The 18365-nt window shown below is 52.4% G+C and carries 17 protein-coding genes; 13 read left to right on the top strand and 4 right to left on the bottom strand.

Translation table 11 applies throughout. The features are described from left to right. The first annotated feature begins 79 nt into the window (after positions 1–79). The 11 genes from GO013_RS01205 to hisA all read left to right on the top strand — a co-directional run bounded on the left by GO013_RS01205 (position 80) and on the right by hisA (position 11447). Positions 80–982: a branched-chain amino acid ABC transporter permease LivH gene (locus tag GO013_RS01205; RefSeq protein WP_163808208.1), complete on the top strand. Its 903-nt coding sequence runs from the start codon at positions 80–82 to the stop codon at positions 980–982. 71 nt (positions 983–1053) lie between these two features. Further along, on the top strand, positions 1054–2325 hold the full coding sequence (locus GO013_RS01200; RefSeq protein WP_163808236.1) for a DUF3382 domain-containing protein: 1272 nt from the start codon (positions 1054–1056) through the stop codon (positions 2323–2325). Next, the gene (locus GO013_RS01195; RefSeq protein ID WP_163808207.1) at positions 2318–3112 is read left to right on the top strand and encodes an ABC transporter ATP-binding protein; all 795 of its coding nucleotides are present in this window, start codon (positions 2318–2320) and stop codon (positions 3110–3112) included. Before GO013_RS01200 ends, GO013_RS01195 begins: the two co-directional genes overlap by 8 nt. A 1-nt stretch (position 3113) precedes the next feature. Continuing rightward, a complete protein-coding gene (locus GO013_RS01190) occupies positions 3114–3821 on the top strand; it encodes an ABC transporter ATP-binding protein (RefSeq protein WP_163808235.1) in 708 nt (235 codons plus the stop codon). 73 nt (positions 3822–3894) lie between these two features. Beyond that, entirely contained in the window at positions 3895–5349 is a 1455-nt protein-coding gene (gene guaB, locus GO013_RS01185) for an IMP dehydrogenase (RefSeq protein ID WP_163808206.1), read from the top strand. A gap of 360 nt (positions 5350–5709) precedes the next feature. Continuing rightward, the gene (gene guaA, locus GO013_RS01180; RefSeq protein WP_163808205.1) at positions 5710–7254 is read left to right on the top strand and encodes a glutamine-hydrolyzing GMP synthase; all 1545 of its coding nucleotides are present in this window, start codon (positions 5710–5712) and stop codon (positions 7252–7254) included. A gap of 192 nt (positions 7255–7446) precedes the next feature. After that, positions 7447–7791, top strand: a complete 345-nt coding sequence (gene tatB / locus GO013_RS01175; RefSeq protein WP_163808204.1) for a Sec-independent protein translocase protein TatB — start codon at positions 7447–7449, stop codon at positions 7789–7791. 6 nt (positions 7792–7797) lie between these two features. Beyond that, the gene (tatC, locus tag GO013_RS01170) at positions 7798–9096 is read left to right on the top strand and encodes a twin-arginine translocase subunit TatC (protein ID WP_163808203.1); all 1299 of its coding nucleotides are present in this window, start codon (positions 7798–7800) and stop codon (positions 9094–9096) included. 105 nt (positions 9097–9201) lie between these two features. Further along, complete coding sequence (gene hisB, locus GO013_RS01165; RefSeq protein ID WP_163808202.1) at positions 9202–9789, top strand: imidazoleglycerol-phosphate dehydratase HisB; 588 nt, start codon at positions 9202–9204, stop codon at positions 9787–9789. Positions 9790–9830: 41 nt separating this feature from the next. Then, a complete protein-coding gene (locus GO013_RS01160; protein WP_239057689.1) occupies positions 9831–10439 on the top strand; it encodes a hypothetical protein in 609 nt (202 codons plus the stop codon). Positions 10440–10718: 279 nt separating this feature from the next. Next, the gene (gene hisA / locus GO013_RS01155) at positions 10719–11447 is read left to right on the top strand and encodes a 1-(5-phosphoribosyl)-5-[(5-phosphoribosylamino)methylideneamino]imidazole-4-carboxamide isomerase (protein WP_163808200.1); all 729 of its coding nucleotides are present in this window, start codon (positions 10719–10721) and stop codon (positions 11445–11447) included. A gap of 312 nt (positions 11448–11759) precedes the next feature. On the opposite strand, the gene GO013_RS01150 is transcribed toward hisA, so the two are convergent. From GO013_RS01150 to upp, 4 genes are all read right to left on the bottom strand, one after another. Next, positions 11760–12596 carry a mechanosensitive ion channel domain-containing protein gene (locus GO013_RS01150; protein ID WP_163808199.1) on the bottom strand — a complete coding sequence of 279 codons (837 nt, stop codon included), beginning with the start codon at positions 12594–12596 and terminating at the stop codon, positions 11760–11762. Between the two features lie 98 nt (positions 12597–12694). Then, positions 12695–13450 carry a glycosyltransferase family 2 protein gene (locus GO013_RS01145; protein ID WP_163808198.1) on the bottom strand — a complete coding sequence of 252 codons (756 nt, stop codon included), beginning with the start codon at positions 13448–13450 and terminating at the stop codon, positions 12695–12697. A 129-nt stretch (positions 13451–13579) separates the two neighbouring features. Then, positions 13580–14932 carry a uracil-xanthine permease family protein gene (locus GO013_RS01140; RefSeq protein WP_163808197.1) on the bottom strand — a complete coding sequence of 451 codons (1353 nt, stop codon included), beginning with the start codon at positions 14930–14932 and terminating at the stop codon, positions 13580–13582. Between the two features lie 135 nt (positions 14933–15067). Further along, positions 15068–15694: a uracil phosphoribosyltransferase gene (upp, locus tag GO013_RS01135; RefSeq protein WP_163808196.1), complete on the bottom strand. Its 627-nt coding sequence runs from the start codon at positions 15692–15694 to the stop codon at positions 15068–15070. Positions 15695–15931: 237 nt separating this feature from the next. Between upp and coaE the strand changes: the two genes are divergently transcribed. Both coaE and GO013_RS01125 read left to right on the top strand, forming a co-directional pair. Beyond that, positions 15932–17548 (top strand): dephospho-CoA kinase, encoded by a 1617-nt coding sequence (coaE, locus tag GO013_RS01130; protein ID WP_239057688.1) that lies wholly within the window; start codon positions 15932–15934, stop codon positions 17546–17548. Beyond that, positions 17545–18285, top strand: coding sequence for a rhomboid family intramembrane serine protease (locus tag GO013_RS01125; RefSeq protein ID WP_163808194.1), 741 nt, complete (start codon positions 17545–17547; stop codon positions 18283–18285). Before coaE ends, GO013_RS01125 begins: the two co-directional genes overlap by 4 nt. The last annotated feature ends 80 nt before the right edge of the window (positions 18286–18365 follow it).

The following is an 18365-nucleotide window of genomic DNA, read 5'->3' as shown; positions in this document are numbered from 1 at the left end:
TGACAGTTAAAACACAATAAATCAGGGGACAGGCCTATGCCTGTCCCCTAGGTTTATTCAATGCACAGGATTTCACGTAATGGAATATTTTCTTGAGCTGTTTTTGGGTGGATTAACCCGGGGCAGCATATATGCCCTTATCGCCCTGGGCTATACCATGGTCTACGGGATTATCGAACTTATCAACTTCGCTCATGGCGAAATCTACATGATCGGTGCGTTTACCGGACTGATCGTTGCGGGATTATTGACGATGCTCGGGTTCCCCGGCATTGCCATCCTGGCCATTGCCTTGGTCTGCGCGGTCATTTGGGCAGCAGCCTACGGGTACACCATCGAAAAGGTGGCGTATAAACCGTTGCGCGGTGCGCCCCGGTTGTCCCCGCTGATTTCCGCCATTGGTATGTCCATTTTCTTGCAAAATTATGTCATGCTTGCTCAGACTTCGGACTTCCTGCCGTTTCCCGAACTCATTCCCGAGTTCGGATTTATGGAATCCATGGGGTCCATCATCAGCTCCTCAGAGCTGGTCATCATCCTTGCCACGGTGCTTTCGTGCGTCGGGCTGACGGTCTTTATCAAGTTCACCAAACTGGGCAAGGCCATGCGCGCCACGGCCCAGAATCGGAAAATGGCCATGCTGGTCGGCATCAATGTCGATATGGTCATTTCCGCGACCTTCATTATCGGGTCCAGCCTGGCCGCTGTTGGCGGTGTGTTGATCGCTTCACATATTGGGCAGATCAACTACTACATCGGCTTTATCGCTGGAATCAAAGCGTTTACCGCCGCCGTGCTCGGTGGAATCGGGTCTATCCCCGGTGCCATGCTCGGCGCATTGGTACTCGGCCTGACCGAAGCGTTCGCGACCGGATACGTCTCATCGGATTACGAGGATGTGTTCGCGTTCTGTCTCTTGGTGCTTATCCTGATTTTCAGGCCGTCGGGCATCATGGGCAAGGAAAAGACCCAGAAGGTCTAAGTTTTGATTTTCAAGCAGCATGAGAGTAAGTATCGTGCAAGGAATATATTGTGAGTAACACACGTATTACCATGACCCAACAGAGCTTTTTCAGCTTCTTTTTTACCGCCGGGTGCGATTCCTTTGCCCAGGCGTTGAAGAGGTCGTTCGTCGCCGCTCTTTGGTTCGCCTTTTTAACATTCCCCATCATGGTTATCCGGGTCAACACCATCGAAAAAACGGTGGTGTGGCACTGGGAACGCTTGGCGTACATCGCTGGAGCGGTTTTTTTCGGTTCCTTTGTGTGGCGTTGGCTTTTGGCCCGAAAGGACCTCAAAAAAGATGAGAGCACCCGGGAATCCCGCATGGAATCCCTGCTCACGCAGATACAGTCCCATACGGTTTTGAAATTCGTGGCCCTTGGCGCATTGGCATTGATTGCCGTGGCCTTTCCGGAAGTATTTGATCTCTATCAGACAAATATCATGGTTTCCTGCCTCGTGTACATTGTACTCGGGTTGGGACTCAATATTGTTGTCGGGCTGGCCGGTCTGCTCGACCTCGGATATGTGGCGTTTTACGCCGTCGGAGCCTATGCCTACGCCTTGTGCAACATGCATTGGGGAATCGGCTTCTGGTTCATGCTTCCCATTGGTGCCATCCTTGGCGCATTGCTCGGTGTCATTCTCGGCTTTCCGGTCCTTCGGTTGCGTGGTGACTATCTGGCCATCGTCACTCTTGGTTTTGGTGAGATCATTCGCTTGGTCCTGGAAAACTGGGGCGACGTCACCATGGGACCATCTGGTATTTCCGGCATTGACCGCCCCGCGCTGTTCGGTATGAAAATCGGTGTGATCGGGTCCACCCAGTACATGTATTATATCATGCTCGGGTTGCTGATTTTCACCATTTTTTGTGTCAATCGATTGCAAAATTCTCGTATCGGACGGGCCTGGCTGGCATTGCGCGAAGATGAAATCGCGTGTCAGGCCATGGGCATCGACAAGATGAAGACCAAACTCATGGCCTTTGCCCTCGGAGCGACGTGGGCCGGTATGGCCGGTGTTGTTTTTGCGGCCAAGACGAGTTTTATCAATCCGGCATCGTTTACTTTTTGGGAATCGGCCATTATTCTGTCCATTGTCGTTATCGGTGGCATGGGGTCCATTCGTGGTGTTATCGCCGGGGCTATCATTTTGATTTTGGTTCCGGAATATCTTCGAGATTTTGCCCAGTTCAGAATGTTGTTGTTCGGAGCCATCATGGTGCTCGTGATGGTTTTCAGACCACAAGGATTGATCAGCGCGAAGCGCAAGATCTACCATTACACAGCTTCTAAAACCGCGAGTGCAGCCGATGAATAATCCAGTTTTGAACGTCAACACGGTGAGCAAGGACTTCGGAGGCATCCGTGCCCTGGATGAAGTCGATCTCGTCGTGCATGACAAGGAAATCGTGGCCCTGATCGGCCCCAATGGCGCAGGAAAAACCACGTTCTTCAATTGTATTACCGGCATCTATACCCCGACGTCCGGGGATGTCAGCATCGATCCCGACGCGTCGGGACAGTCGAAACGAATCAATGGCAAGAAACCGAATATTGTCACTGAACTCGGTATGGCCAGAACGTTTCAGAATATCCGGTTGTTTCATTCCATGACCGCGCTTGAAAACGTTATGATCGGCACGCATTGTCGGACCAAATCGTCCATATGGGGAGCTGTTTCACGCAATAAAGCAACCCGCATGGAAGAGTCGGCGGTCATTGAAAAGGCCTATGGATTGTTGGAACTCGTGGGATTGAGCGAGTTTGCCGATGAGTTATCGTCAAACATGCCATACGGAAAGCAGCGGCGGTTGGAAATCGCCCGGGCCTTGGCCACGGATCCGTTTCTGTTGTTGCTGGATGAACCGGCCGCAGGCATGAATCCTCAGGAAACCTTGGAACTGGAGCAGCTTATTACGGTGATTCGGGAGCAGTTCAACATTTCCATCATGCTCATCGAGCACGATATGAAAATGGTCATGTCCATGTCCGATCGAATCTATGTTTTGGACTATGGGCGTATGATCGCGACTGGGACGCCGCAGGAAATCGCTGAAAATCCAACGGTTATCAAGGCGTATCTCGGGGAGGATCATGATGACTAAAATGCTCGAATTGCGAGATGTGCAGAGTTTTTACGGTAATATCCAGGCCCTCTATGATGTGAATTTGCATATCAATCAGGGGGAGATCATTACCCTGATCGGGGCCAATGGTGCTGGCAAGTCTACAACGCTCATGACTGTCTGCGGCGTGGTTCAGGCCCGAGAAGGGGCAGTGTTGTATGAAGGCGAGGACATTTCTCGCGAAGCACCGAACAAGATCGTGTCCCGGGGAATTTGTCAGGTTCCTGAAGGCCGGTTGATTTTTCCAGAACTCACTGTTCAGGAAAATCTGGATATGGGCGCGTTCATGCGTTCCGACAAGGACGGAATCAAGCGGGACATGGATTATTGTTATGATTTGTTCCCGATTTTGGCCGAACGAAGACGACAACAGGGCGGAACTTTATCGGGAGGGGAGCAACAGATGCTTGCCATCGGGCGTGCTCTTATGGCAAAGCCACGTCTCCTGCTTTTGGATGAACCGTCAATGGGACTTGCGCCTTTGGTGGTCCGACAGATTTTCGACATCATCCAGAAGGTCAATGAGGAAAACAATACCACCATTTTTTTGGTGGAACAGAACGCCAACCTCGCGCTCAAAATAGGGCATCGAGGGTACGTCATGGAAAACGGACGGGTGGTTCTTACCGATACCTGCGACAAGCTCCTTGAGGATGAGCAGGTTAAAAAAGCCTATTTAGGCTTATAATAAAAAGACAAGGCCGAGCGGAAACGTTCGGCCTTCAACGTAGAGGTAGTCAACCATCGCTCTGGAGGTATATATGAGCAAGATTCTCGATAAGGCATTGACTTTTGACGATGTCCTTTTAGTCCCGGCATATTCCAATATTTTGCCTAACGAAGTGGATGTGTCAACGTATCTGACGCCCGAGATCAAGTTGAATATTCCGCTGATTTCGGCTGCCATGGATACGGTGACGGAATCCCGTATGGCCATTTCCATGGCCAGACACGGCGGTGCCGGGGTCATTCACAAAAATATGTCTGTTCGTGAACAGGCCCGTGAAGTCGATCGGGTCAAGAAGTCCGAGTCCGGCATGATTTCCGACCCCATCACCGTGCATCCTGACGATGATTTGGGCAAGGTCAAGGCGATCATGGCCGAATACCGTATTTCCGGGCTGCCGGTGGTCAAGGGCGATCACCTGGTCGGTATCATCACCAACCGCGACATTCGGTTTGTCAAGGATGATAACCCGCTGGTCTCCGAGCTGATGACTTCTCGCGATCTCGTGACCGTGCCCGAGGGCATTGATAACGAAGAGGCCAAACGTAAACTGCATCAGCACCGGATTGAAAAGCTGCTTGTGGTGGACGAGGAAAATCGTCTCAAGGGATTGATTACCATCAAGGATATCAACAAGCACAAGAAGTATCCTGATGCCGTCAAGGATTCCAAGGGGCGGCTGCTCGTTGGTGCGGCTATCGGTGTTGGCAAGGATTGCCTGAGCCGGTCCGAGGCGTTGTTACACGCCGGAGCCGATTTCCTGGTGCTTGATTCCGCTCATGGTCATTCCGAAAACATTCTCAAGTCCACGCGGGAACTTCGTGCCGCATATCCCAACGTTCAATTGATTGGTGGTAATGTTGCAACATATGAAGGGACCAAGGCGTTGCTCGAAGCCGGAGTGGACACTGTCAAAGTTGGTATCGGTCCTGGATCCATTTGCACGACTCGGATCGTGTCCGGTGTGGGTGTGCCGCAGGTAACGGCCGTGATGGAAGCCACGCGCGCTGCTCGTGAAGCCGGCAAATGCATCATTGCTGATGGTGGTATCAAATTTTCCGGTGACGTGGTCAAGGCGTTGGCCTGCGGTGCTAATTGCTGCATGATGGGTTCGGTCTTGGCTGGAACTGAAGAGTCTCCGGGCGAAACCATCCTGTATCAAGGTCGTACCTACAAGCAGTATCGCGGCATGGGGTCCATCGACGCCATGAAGCAGGGCAGCTCTGATCGGTATTTCCAGGAGAAATCCAAGAAGCTCGTTCCCGAAGGTATTGTCGGCCGTGTGGCCTTCCGTGGCAAAGTCGGCGAATCTCTGTATCAGTTCATTGGTGGACTTCGGTCCGGCATGGGCTACGCTGGAGCCGCTTCGCTTGATGATTTGTATGAAAATTCCCAGATGGTCCAGATTTCCTCGGCCGGTCTCCGGGAATCACATGTTCATGATGTGACGATCACCAAGGAATCTCCGAACTACCGAGGCGACGGCTAAATCCAATGAGGCAGGTCACGTTGTGGCCTGCCATGAACACTTTTTGGGGCGTGTTCGCGCAAGTGGTGCGCATGGGAGAACACGCCTTGTGAGGTCCGGGAATCGGCAATGGGATGGAACGAACGATCCATCCGATTCATCCCGATGCCGTCCCGGACAGTCATAATGCCGCCCTACAGGGTGTGACCCTGATATTTTGTCCCGCTTATCTTGCCCTGCCATGTCAGGATAAAGCGGCAGAGTCTTCCTTCCACCACCAATGTCCCGGACGATCTGGCCATGGTGTCGGTTTCAGGTTGAAACCGGAGGGAAGGCATCTTCTACTTTTCATTTTTGGCATAGTGAATTAGAGAGATATACATGCACGAAAACAGAGTACTCATCCTTGATTTTGGCAGCCAGTTCACCCAGCTCATTGCGCGGCGCGTCCGCGAGGCCGGGGTGTACTCCGAGATTCATCCCTGTAATGTCGATCCTGAACGGGTCAAGGCATTCAAACCGTCAGCTCTTATTCTGTCAGGTGGCCCGTCCAGCGTTTTGGAAGGCGGATGCCCTGATTTGAATATGGACTATATGGCGATGGGCATCCCGGTGCTTGGCATTTGCTACGGAATGCAGCTCTTGTCCCACAAATTGGGCGGAAAGGTTGTTGCCTCCACGGATCGTGAATATGGCCGGGCGCAGTTCACCGCACTGAACGATTGTGTGCTCTTTGACGATGTCGAAGAGAAGGACAATCTGACGGTCTGGATGTCCCACGGTGACCGGGTTGAATCCATCCCGGATGGTTTTGTCCCCATGGGCAAGACCGATTCCATCGAGTTCGCCGCCATGGGGAACGTGGAAAAGAAAATTTACGCATTGCAGTTCCACCCGGAAGTGGCTCATACCACCGACGGTGGAACCATCATTCAGAACTTCCTGTTCAAGGTCGCAGGCCTTGAAGCTTCATGGTCCATGGCCGGGTTTGTTGAATCCACCATTGAAGACCTGAAAAAACAGGTCGGTGACGACAAGGTTGTTCTTGGTCTGTCCGGTGGTATTGATTCCACGGTGGCCGCAGTCATGCTGCATCGGGCCATCGGCAAGAATTTGCATTGCATTTTCGTGGATAACGGGTTGCTCCGCATGGGCGAAAAGGAAGAAGTTATCGGTTTTCTGGCCGAGCATTTCGACCTGAACGTCAAGCTGGTGGATGCGGCTGACGAATTCCTGTCCGACTTGAAGGGCGTGGAAGATCCCGAAAAGAAACGGAAAATTATTGGGTACAAGTTCATTGAGGTCTTTGACCGCGAGGCCAAAGCGATCAAGGGCGTAAAATTCTTGGGTCAGGGGACCCTCTACCCGGACGTGATCGAATCCGAATCCTTCAAAGGTCCTTCGGCGGTCATCAAGTCTCACCACAATGTGGGTGGTCTGCCCGAAAAGATGAATCTCAAGTTGGTGGAACCGCTTCGTGAGTTGTTCAAGGACGAAGTCCGTCGTGCAGCCTATGAACTCGGTTTGCCCGAACACATTATTTGGCGGCAGCCATTTCCCGGTCCGGGCCTGTCCATTCGTATCATCGGTGAAGTGACTGAGGAGCGGTTGGAAATCCTGCGGTTGGCGGATCGTATCGTCCAGAACGAGATGGTCGCCTCTGATTGGTACCGTAAGGTCTGGCAGGGATTCGCCGTGTTGTTGCCTCTCAAAACCGTTGGTGTCATGGGTGATGATCGGACCTATGAAAACGTGATCGCCTTGCGTATTGTGGATTCGCTCGATGCCATGACCGCTGATTGGTCCAGAGTGCCGTCGGATATTCTGGCGCGTATGTCCAATCGGATTATCAACGAGGTCAAGGGTGTCAATCGTGTGGTTCTGGACATTTCGTCCAAGCCGCCGAGCACCATTGAATGGGAATAAATCTGTTGAATTCATGAAATAGCCACTTATGTGGCTATTTCATGTTGACAATATTTGAAGAATTGATGTTGATTCCATAAGTTCGAAGATGGCAGCGTCATCTGTGTCAGATGACATGGGGTTGGTGTGTGCCGGCCAGATGTATGGCGGGGTGCGCTGTTCACGTAAGAGTTCAGAATCAAGGAAAAATGTATGTTTGGAATAGGCGGACCTGAGTTACTGATTATCTGCTTGGTGGCACTTGTTGTCGTCGGTCCCAAAAAATTGCCTGAGATGCTTCGTTCATTGGGCAAGGGGGTGGCTGAATTCAAACGTGTCGGCAATGACGTCAAATCCACGTTAGACGATGAGGTCAACAAGGCCGAATCTGAAGCACGCAAGCGTGAGGTGGACGAAGAGTTGGCTCGGCGTAAGGCTGAAAAGGCAAAGATTGAAGCCGAGACCGCCAAGGCTGAAGCCGAGACGGCCAAAGCCGAGTTGGAAAAAGCACAGGCCGAATCCAATATCCCTGACGCCTCGAAAGAAACAAAGGCGTAGACTGACATGAGTTCAGAAAAAGATGATGTGAAGGCCCCCGGAAACGGGGAAAACGAAGCCGAGTCTCAGGTCGATCCCAATGATGATCCTTCGCTTGAAGAGGACGAAACCGCTGTCGTGACTGATGAGGAATTGAAGCAGGCCGAAGAGACGCTTGCTGATGCTGCTGATTCGGACGAATCATCGGACGACGCTGACGACGCTGACGATGACGCTGATGCCACTGAGGGCGACGCTGACGATGACGCTGATGCCACTGAGGGCGACGAAGACGATGACGCTGATGCCACTGAGGGCGACGAAGACGAAGAGAGCGACGAGGACGGGGAAGACTCGGAAGAAGCCGGTCAGATGTCCTTGTTGGATCATTTGGGCGAACTGCGTTTTCGGTTGACCCGGGCCTTTATTGCCATCGCTATCGGCATGGTTGCTTGTTATGGATTCGCTGAACAGATGTTCGACATCCTGATGGAGCCGATGATTAAGGTTTTTCAGGAACAAGCCGCACAGAATCCTGTACTTTCTCCAGAATTTTTCCGAGATTTCGGGCAGATGTTGACACAGTCCCTGGCTGACAAGGGATTTGCACACACCGAACAGATGTCGTTGTTTATGGATGCCTTGCAACAGTCCTTGATGCAGGTCACACAGCAGGGACATTTTCAGTATACCTACCCGGCTGAAGCCTTTTTTTCACATATCAAGATTTCCATTGTGGCTGGTTTGTTTCTGGTCAGCCCGTATGTTTTTGCCCAGATTTGGGGATTTATTGCCCCGGGTCTGTATGCCCATGAGCGTAAATGGATGGTCCCCATGGCCATTATTTCGGCACTTTTCTTTACTTCAGGGGCGTTGTTCGGATATTTTGTGGTGTTCCCGTTCGGTTTCGAATTTTTTGCCGGATTTTCCACCGAGGGGATTCAATTCACGCCGAAGTTGAATGAATATTTGAGTTTTTGTTTGAAATTGCTTTTTGCCTTTGGGTTTGTTTTTGAACTGCCACTCTTTATCTTTTTCCTTGCCAGGATGGGGATGGTTTCCTCGGCCGGCCTGCGTAAAAAACGGAAATATGCGATTTTGATCGGATTTGTCATGGCTGCCATCTTGACGCCGCCAGATCCTTTCACGCAGTGCCTCATGGCCGGACCATTGATTATTTTGTATGAGGTCGGCATTTGGGTGGCGTATTTCTTTGGCAAAAAGGAAAAACGGCATCTGAAAAAACAGGCCGAGCAAGAGGCTGCGGCCCAGGCCGAATTGGATGCGGTTGCCGCTGAGACTGAAGAGACCACTGAAAAAGCATAATCAAATATGATCGGGCAGGGATATCCCTGCCCGGTTTATTTTTCGAGAGCTTTCCTATACAGTCCTTGCTGATATTGATTCATTCATTGCATAAGGAGTAATGGCATGGGCACACGCCAGGCCACGGTGGTTCGGACCACCAAGGAAACGGACATCAAACTGACATTGACCCTGGATGGCGAGGGCGAGGTGAATGTGCGGACCGGCATCGGTTTTGCCGACCACATGCTCACGTTGTGCGCATTTTGGGCACGGTTTGATTTGGACCTGACATGCACGGGCGATCTGGATATTGACAGCCATCACAGCTTGGAAGATATCGGGTTGTGCTTGGGGCAGGCTTTGAACGAGGCCTTGGGCGACAAGCGTGGCATCAACCGGGTCGCGTCGGCAAAAGTGCCCATGGATGAAGCGCTGGTCGAGGTCGTACTGGACCTGTCTGGGCGTCCATATATCGTGTACGACGATGCTTTGTTGCCGGATATCATTGCCGGAGACGAAAAAGACGTCTGGCGCGAATTCCTTAAATCTTTTGCATTCAAGGCAGGCATGAACCTGCACGTCAAATACGAGTACGGCCAGAATGGCCATCATCTTCTGGAAGCGGCCTTCAAGGCGTTGGGGCTTGCTCTGTCGCATGGTGTCGCTGTCGGGCGAACCGGCGTTTCCAGCACCAAAGGGAGCCTCGACTGATGAAGCGCATCACATTCTCTTTCGGAATAGTCGCTGTTTGCATGAGTATATTGCTTTTGACCGGATGTGCCACGTCCCGGACTGCGGCGGTTCCTCGTCCCGAAGGCAAACTTGCCGTGGCAGGATTTACTAATCCTGTGTATAATTGGGAACTTTTGGCCGGGTATCTCGACGAGGAAGGAAAGCCTGCTCCGGACGGGACTTTGGCAACATTGAACATGGTTCTCGCTGACACATTGAACAAACATCAGGTCTTTGATTACATCACGCCTTCTGCGGTCCAGCAGTGTGAAGATGTGGTGGTTTTCGAGGATTCCGGTTTGCCGAAGCTGTCCGCATGGAAATACTGGTTGGGCGTGGGGAAATGCATTCAGGCAGATTTCCTGCTGGTCCCGCAACTGACGTCCTGGCGTGAGCGTGATGGAAGTTCGGCCGGTGTGAAGCAGCCAGCCTCCGTGGCCATAGATTTTTATCTTATCGATGTGAACCAGGAACGCATGATTCGGTCCCGGTATGAAGAGACCCAACAAGCCTTGTTGGACAATTTGTTCACGGCGCGCAAGTTCGCTGATCGTGGCGGCAAGTGGGTCTCAGCGACCCGGCTGGCCTCGGATGGTATTGAAGAAAAGCTCATGGAACTCGGTTTATAATTGTGATGCGCGGAGCATGATCCGCGTTTGAAATTTTCGAAAAGTTGATTGAAAGGGAGGAGCTGCAATTTTGCCGCTTCTCCCTTTGTATACGCGTCTCATTGTTGGTGCCCGTTTGATTTCACTTGACAGGTTTTCACACGAACGATGATACTATGAAGATACGTTTGTGAAAATCGCTTCTCGTGACCTCGTTGGAGATGTCTGGCTGGTGATCGGTGAAGACGCTTTTGAAGACAGTCAGTAATAATTAGATTTAATACGTAAGGAATTCGGAATATGATTCTTTTTCCCGCAGTCGATATCAAAAATGGTGAATGTGTCCGCCTTGCGCAGGGCAAGGAGGATGAAGTCACTGTCTTCGGGTCTGACCCGGTAGCACAGGCCCGGTACTGGGCCGATCTTGGTGCCCGTTTCCTCCACGTTGTTGACCTGGATGGAGCGTTTTCCGGCATCCCTAAAAATTTCGAACTCATTCGGTCGATTTGTTCGGCCATCGATATCCCTGTTCAGCTTGGTGGGGGTATTCGTGATATTGAAACCGCCAGAAAGTACATTGAGGCTGGAGTACATCGGTTGATTATCGGGACCATGGCCCTTGAAGATCCCGCGCTCTTTTCCGATCTGTGCGCGGCATTGCCTGGCCGGATCGGGGTGTCCCTTGATGCGGTTGATGGCCAGCTCAAGACCAAGGGATGGGTCGAGGACGCGGGGTTGACCATGGATGACGTGTTGCCTCGGCTCGAAGCTGATGGAATTTGTTTCATCGTGTACACGGATATTTCCCGCGATGGGATGCAGACTGGGGTCAATCTCAAGGGATTGACCGCATTGTGTTCCAAGACCTCTGTGCCGGTTATCGCAGCCGGAGGCGTGCATACACTGGACGACATCAAGAATTTGCATCCACTGTGCAAGAAAGGGCTGGAGGGAGCCATCTCGGGCCGGGCCATCTACGTCGGCACACTGGATGTAAAAGAAGCGAACGCCTGGATCGACGAACAGTAGAAGCGTGTTCGTACTGTCTTTATGGCAGTGCGGTACGGTATTGATAGACAAAAAGTCCCGTCACAGGAGAGTGGCGGGACTTTTCTTGTGATCAGAGAAAAGTCGGGGCGTTGAGGTCATGTTTTTTTTGAAAGATTGGTCCCTTCGCCAAAGGCGACAGTGGGTTTCCAAAGGGAGATCCCCTTTGGCTGCCGGAGGCGAAATCACCTGCTAAACCGCCGCAGGCGGCTTCCATTCCTGCTTGAACTGTGGACACACTGTGCCGAGTCCTTTTTTTTCATCAGGTTTTTCGTTCTCGTAAACAATGGACGTTTATTGCTCCGCGCTATCAACGGGGTGCAGATACACATCCTGTTGCGGGAAGGGAATGGAAATGCCTTCCTGATCGAAAATCAATTTGACCTTTTCCGTGACGCCAAAGTAGACACCCCAATAGTCGGCTGTCTTGCACCATGGACGGACCACGAAGTTGACTGACGAGTCTGCGAGTTCCGATACTTCCACTTGTGGGGCTGGATCGTCGAGGACGCGCGGGTCTTCGTCAAGAATGCGTTTCAGGATGGTCTTTGCCTTGAGCACGTCATCTGAATATCCAATGCCGAAAATCATATCCACGCGTCGGGTGGGATTGGCCGTGACATTGGTAATAGTGCCGCCGAGGACGGCTGAGTTTGGTACGGTGATGACCTTGTTGTCCGGGGTTGTCAGAACCGTGTTGAAGATGTTGACGGCTGTCACCACACCGGATTCTCCGCCAACCGTGACATAGTCACCTTGTTTGAAGAATTTGAGCAGAATGATGATGACACCGGCCGCGAAATTGGACAGGGAGTCCTTGAGTGCAAGGCCGACGGCCAAGCCTGCGGCACCGAGAACAGCCAGGAAGGACGTGACGTTGATTCCGGCCTGACCAAGGGCGGCGATGACCACGGCGGCGAGGAGGACATAATAGATGATGTTGCGTAAAAACATGCCGAGTGTTTCATCGACATGGGCTTTCATGATGATTTTTCGGGTGAAATTCGCAATGGTCTTGGCAATCATGCGTCCGATCAGAAAAACGACCAGCGCGACGATGATTCTGGCACCGTAGGTGGTCAGATAATACATGCCGGTATCGATAAGTGCCTGAAGATTGATTCCTTCCATTGTTTCCTCCAAGGAAAAAAGTCATATTCTTGAGCGTTTCAATACCACAAACTCGGGGTGTGAGAAACGCTCTTTTTCATAAAAGCGTAAGGAATGGGTTAATTCCCCCATTTCCCTTTTTCTTCGATACGGATATATTTCTGAAAAGTGTAGTAATATCCGGCCAGAGCGTTGCAGAATCCGGCTGTTCCGTCGAGAAATCCGAGCTTGAGAATATAGAGTTTGATGAATCGCATGGTGGCGTGGCTCAGGGCTTTGGTCATGCCCCCTCGTTTGCCCTTTTCCCGGAGGGCAATGGCACCTTCTTCCGCATAGTAATTGATTTTTTCCATATGTTGCTGAAAGGATTCGTAGGGGTAGTGCAGGATGTCCCCACGCAGTTTTGCCGTTTCTCCTCGTGGGTTGAAGTGGTAGTGGGCGCCCGAGGCGGTGACCTCCATCTGGCCCATGCGGAAAACTCGGAAAAGATAGTCCGGATACCAGCCGGAGTGCTTCATGAATCGGTTGAAATAGAATGAACTCCGGGGGGTGTAGTAGCCTGCGATGTGTTCCTTTTTGGAGAGTTTGGTGATGATATTTTCTCGTAACTCATCGGTCAGGTATTCATCCTGATCCAGTGAAACGACCCATGTTGTGGTGATTTCACGTAAGGCCAGTTTGAATTGGGCGACCGGGCCAGGCCATGGGTTCACGATGATCCGTGCGCCACAGGCTTCGGCTATATCGCGGGTTGTATCCGATGAATTTGAATCCACGACAAGAATTTCGTCGCAGAAATCAAGGGATTTGAGACATTTTTCAAGCAGGCGTTCGCCATTATATGTGAGAATGAGTCCAGTGACTGTTTCGCGCATTCAGTGCTCCTTTGAGCCAAGTACTATAGCGGCTTGCCGGTGCCCGGTCCATGGAAAAACGGGGTGGGAGAAAATGACAAAGCCCCTGTCGGAACACGCGGCAGGGGCTTTGGTTGTGAACGAGTGTGATTAAATGGTTTTTTCCGCTTCGGCCTTGCCGGGCAGGACCAGATTCAGGATCACACCGGCAATGGCGCCGAGGCCGATGCCTTTCAAGTCGGTAATACCGATATTCAGGACCATGCCACCCAGACCGAAGACCATGATGATGGACACGATAATCATGTTTCTGGACTGCATGAGGTCGAGTTGAGATCGGACGAGTGTGGACAGACCGATGACCGTGATGGCACCGAAGAGCAACAGCATGATGCCGCCCATGACCGGCATGGGAATGGTGCCGAGCAGGCCGCCGAGTTTGCCGACAAAGGCGAGCAGGATGGCGGTGATTGCGGCCCAGGTCATGATAGCCGGGTTAAAGGCGCGGGTCAGTGCGACGGCACCGGATACTTCGGAGTAGGTGGTATTCGGCGGGCCACCGAGCATACAGGCGACTGAGGTGGCGACGCCGTCACCGAGCATGGTATTCTGGATGCCGGGATCTTCAACATAGTCTTTGCCGGAGATGGAACCAATGGCCAGAACGTCACCGAAATGTTCAATGGCCGGAGCAATGGCGATGGGGACGACAAAGAGGATCGCATCCAGATCCCAGGTGGGCATACTGAAGTTCGGGAGTGCAAACCATGGTGCATCCTTGACGGTGGCGAAGCTGATGAAAGTATCGTCCATCCATGGAGCGATGCCCATGCCAGCGATTTTTCCGTCAACGGCCGAGGCCATAAATGTTTGCTGCATGGAAGCCGTGATGCCGGTCGCGTCCATGATAAGGGCGCAGGCGTATCCAGCGGTGATGCCGCACAGAATGGGGATGAGTTTGAACCAGCCCTTGCCGAGCAGCGAGGTCAGAACCGTGGTGAGAAGAGCGACTCCGGCGATGATCATGGACGGATTTTTCGCTTCGATCCAGACCATGCCGTTGTGTCCCAGAGACATGTTGACGGCTGTGGGGGCCAAAATCAGGCCGATCAGCATGATAACAGGACCGGTAACAATGGGGGGCAAGAGCTTGTGAAGGAAGTCGGAGCCGAAGAAACGGATCAGCAAGCTGATGATAATGTACAGGAAGCCGGCTGCAACCAGACCGCACATGATGCCGGAGTAAGAAAATTGTCCTTGCTGGGCCGCGAACAGGGGCGGGAGAAAGGCAAAACTGGATGCCAGGAAGACCGGGACTTTGCCCTTGGTGATAATTTGAAAAATCAATGTGCCTATGCCTGCGGTGAACAGGGCAACATTGGAATCGATGCCGGTCAGGATCGGGACCAGCACGAGCGCGCCGAACGCGACAAACAACATCTGCGCGCCAAGTAGCGCGTCTTTTGGTCTGAAATTGTACTCTGTTGAATGAAATTCACTCATAATTTACTTACTCCTCCTCTCGGGCGTTGCCATGATCCTTTCGTGTGTGGACAGAAAAGATGCATGGTGTGCCATTGAATGTTGTCCCCCGGAAAAACACCAAAAAAAGACACGCTGTGAAGCGTGTCTTCATACCTACTTGGTACCGAATATCTTGTCTCCCGCGTCTCCGAGACCGGGGATGATGTATCCGATGTCGTTGAGCCGCTCATCAAGGGCGGCTGTATAAATCTCTACCTCTGGATGCGCCTTGAGAATTCGGTCAACCCCTTCCGGTGCCGCGCACAGGAACAGGCCGCGAATGGATGTACATCCAGCGTCCTTGAGCAGACGAATGGTTGCATCCAGTGTGCCACCAGTTGCCAGCATGGGATCGAGGATCAACGCGGTGCGCTGTTCGATCTTGTTGGCGAGCTTGACGTAGTATTGTACTGGCTCAAGGCTTTCTTCGTCACGGTAGAAACCGACGACGGATGCCTTGGCACCGGGAATCATGTCGAAAACACCGTCCATCATGCCGAATCCAGCGCGCAGAATGGGAACGACCGTGACCATTTTGCCTTTGATGCAATCCACTTCAACGTCACCGGCCCATCCCTTGATGGTTCGTTTTTCGGTCTCGAAGTCTTTGGTTGCCTCATAGGTCAACAAACGGGTAATCTCGTTTGAAAGCATTCTGAAGTGGCTGGTGGAAATGTCATGGGATCGGAGCAGGCCGACTTTATGTTGGACAAGTGGGTGATCTACCAGATGTAAGGCCATTGGCCCTCCTCGTGTGCTGGTGTTATATGAAATATTTTTATTGAAAGTTGCAATAGCACAAAATTTCCCTTTCATAATCTTCTGAAAGCGAAGGGTCAAGACCCAATTTGATGTTCGGACAATGCATAAAATACATTTGAATTTTACTTTCCAATAATTCCCGGTATATCGTGTATTATGGATCAAAAGAAAAAAATGAACATGTGGCAAAGGACTGTGGACTTTTCGGACAGGGGAATGCGTCTGGATAAATTCTGGGGGCGCGAGCTGGCTGACGAAGGGGTTTCACGTGGTCGGGTCAAATCCTGGATTGAATCCGGTATGGCCGTGGTCGATGGACAGGATGTGCGCAAAGGCAAGTATAAACTTTTGGGCGGCGAGCGGGTTGCTATCGGGGCAGAAGCGTTGTCCATCGGCGAGACAGCACCCAAGCCGGTCACCGGGCATATCCCCGTGCTGTTTGAAGACGAGCATATGCTGGTGGTTGAAAAACGTGCTGGTGTGACCACGCATCCGGCCCCTGCCGAACCCGGACCGACATTCGTCAATTATTTGCTGCATCAGTGGCCGGATATTGCGGGTCACGTCTCGGGCATGGATGAGCAACGGCCTGGTATCGTCCATCGGTTGGATAAGGACACGTCCGGTATCATGGCCGTTGCCCGGACCGAGGCCGCTCGGTTGAAGCTGGCGGCTGATTTTGCTGATCGCAAGGTTCACAAGGTGTACCTCGCCATTGTTCACGGGTGTCCGCCACAATCCCACGGCCATATTGATGCGCCCATGGGACGGCATCCCAGCCAGAAAACGCGGATGGCGGTTGTTGACAAGGGCGGTCGCGAGGCTCGGAGTGAATACCGTGTCCTCTGGACCGGACCGCGTGGGCTGGCATCGCTGGTCGCTGTCCGTATCCATACGGGGCGGACGCATCAGATTCGGGTTCACATGGCTCATATCGGACATCCGCTCGTAGGGGATGGGGTCTATGGTTCGCGTGAGAATGCCGAGTGGTCGAGACGAACCGATTCTTTGGCGACATTGGCTCCACGACAGATGCTTCACGCATTTTTCTTGTCCGTGACCCATCCTGTGACCGGCGAGAAGTTGGTGCGTTGGCAGGCTCCGCCAGAAGATTTTCAAAATCTGCTGGCCGGACTGCGGCGAGAATGCGTGCGAGTGGGAATCGTGGGAATGCCCGGTTGTGGCAAATCCACGGTGTTGAAGGTCTTGCGGGAACGCCAGCTTCCCTGTTTCAGTGCGGATGCCTGTGTGGCCGCGTTGTATGGCCCTGACGGCGACGGCGCGTCAATGATTCGGCAGCGGTTTGGCGGTCTGTATTCTCATGAAGACGGAAGTGTGGACAAACCTGCCTTGTTTCAGGCCATGCAGACATCGGAAACAACCCGTCGCGAAATTATGGATATGATTCATCCCATGGTTCGTCATGCGTGCGACGAATTCTTTGTTGCGAATCGTGACGCTGTGGCCGCGTATGCCGAGATTCCGCTTTTGCTCGAATCGGGCTGGCATAAAGATAATCGGATTGATATGGTGGTTGGGGTGTCCTGTCCGCAGGAAAAACGGACCGGCGAATTGCGGCGCAAGCGGCATTTGTCTGTTGACACCATGGCTCTATTCGATGCCTGGCAATGGCCGGAAAAGGAAAAACTTGCTGCCTGCGAAGTGGTGTTGCGCAATGACGGCGGACTGGCAGACCTTGCCGCCGAAGCTGATCGGTTGCAATCGGTTGTTCAGGACACAGCCCGGGCGCGTGATGAGGACGTGGCAGTGTGGATGGACGCTATCTGGCCGGATTTGGCCGAGAAATTTCAGATTGAGGAGATCGATGCATGATTCCCATTCGTGACAATGTGCCGCGAGTCTCGACCCCGTATGGGGTGGGCCTGCTCATTGTCATCAATGCGGTGATCTTTTTTTATACGTTGACCTTGAATCCCGGAGACCTTGCGCTGCTCTATCATGTGGCTGGAGTGGTTCCGGCCCGGTTCTTTGCCCCGGACTGGGCGGCCTGGGCCGGATACCCCGAGTCTTTTGGATGGCCGTTTATTGCCTACATGTTTTTGCATGGCGGCTGGCTGCACGTCATCATGAACATGTGGATGCTGTGGCTGTTTGGTGACAACATCGAAGATGTGACCGGCCATGGTCGGTTTGTAGTTTTTTATCTGCTTTGCGGTTTGGCCGCAGTGGTGTTGCACATGATGTTCGAGTCGGAATCGGTGATTCCCATTGTGGGGGCATCCGGGGCCGTGGCCGGTGTGATGGGGGCGTATGTTGCCTTGTATCCACATGGGCGCGTCACCGTCCTGGTGCCCATTATTATCATACCACTCTTTTTTCAGGTGCCATCCTTTGTTTTTCTTGGCATCTGGTTTCTTTCCCAGTTGGCGTCCGGGCTTTCTTCTTCCGTTCAACAGGGGGCGCATGGTGTGGCGTGGTGGGCGCATGTAGGCGGTTTTATCGCCGGAGCCTTGCTGATTCGCTGGTTTAAACGGCCTGGAAGTTGTACGTATTGTTATAATCGGAATACTCGGAATTACGACCCGGAAAGACCGGACACCTTTATATAGTCAATGGGACCGGATGATCTGGTCAGGCGTGAGTGAAAGGCTGCATGGGCGAAAGGACGCCAGTGAGTTGGTCTCTTTGA

Origin of the sequence: Pseudodesulfovibrio sp. JC047, assembly GCF_010468615.1 — a bacterium.
GTDB lineage: Bacteria > Desulfobacterota > Desulfovibrionia > Desulfovibrionales > Desulfovibrionaceae > Pseudodesulfovibrio.
Note: the sequence above shows the minus strand (reverse complement) of the source record. Positions and strands in the feature narration are given on the sequence as shown.

Bases quoted from the DNA above. Each gene is read 5' to 3' on its own strand.
- GO013_RS01205 (WP_163808208.1), top strand. From the start codon at position 80: ATGGAATATTTTCTTGAGCTGTTTTTGGGTGGATTAACCCGGGGCAGC.
- GO013_RS01200 (WP_163808236.1), top strand. From the start codon at position 1,054: ATGACCCAACAGAGCTTTTTCAGCTTCTTTTTTACCGCCGGGTGCGAT.
- GO013_RS01195 (WP_163808207.1), top strand. From the start codon at position 2,318: ATGAATAATCCAGTTTTGAACGTCAACACGGTGAGCAAGGACTTCGGA.
- GO013_RS01190 (WP_163808235.1), top strand. From the start codon at position 3,114: ATGCTCGAATTGCGAGATGTGCAGAGTTTTTACGGTAATATCCAGGCC.
- guaB (WP_163808206.1), top strand. From the start codon at position 3,895: ATGAGCAAGATTCTCGATAAGGCATTGACTTTTGACGATGTCCTTTTA.
- guaA (WP_163808205.1), top strand. From the start codon at position 5,710: ATGCACGAAAACAGAGTACTCATCCTTGATTTTGGCAGCCAGTTCACC.
- tatB (WP_163808204.1), top strand. From the start codon at position 7,447: ATGTTTGGAATAGGCGGACCTGAGTTACTGATTATCTGCTTGGTGGCA.
- tatC (WP_163808203.1), top strand. From the start codon at position 7,798: ATGAGTTCAGAAAAAGATGATGTGAAGGCCCCCGGAAACGGGGAAAAC.
- hisB (WP_163808202.1), top strand. From the start codon at position 9,202: ATGGGCACACGCCAGGCCACGGTGGTTCGGACCACCAAGGAAACGGAC.
- GO013_RS01160 (WP_239057689.1), top strand. From the start codon at position 9,831: ATGAGTATATTGCTTTTGACCGGATGTGCCACGTCCCGGACTGCGGCG.
- hisA (WP_163808200.1), top strand. From the start codon at position 10,719: ATGATTCTTTTTCCCGCAGTCGATATCAAAAATGGTGAATGTGTCCGC.
- GO013_RS01150 (WP_163808199.1), bottom strand. From the start codon at position 12,596: ATGGAAGGAATCAATCTTCAGGCACTTATCGATACCGGCATGTATTAT.
- GO013_RS01145 (WP_163808198.1), bottom strand. From the start codon at position 13,450: ATGCGCGAAACAGTCACTGGACTCATTCTCACATATAATGGCGAACGC.
- GO013_RS01140 (WP_163808197.1), bottom strand. From the start codon at position 14,932: ATGAGTGAATTTCATTCAACAGAGTACAATTTCAGACCAAAAGACGCG.
- upp (WP_163808196.1), bottom strand. From the start codon at position 15,694: ATGGCCTTACATCTGGTAGATCACCCACTTGTCCAACATAAAGTCGGC.
- coaE (WP_239057688.1), top strand. From the start codon at position 15,932: ATGCGTCTGGATAAATTCTGGGGGCGCGAGCTGGCTGACGAAGGGGTT.
- GO013_RS01125 (WP_163808194.1), top strand. From the start codon at position 17,545: ATGATTCCCATTCGTGACAATGTGCCGCGAGTCTCGACCCCGTATGGG.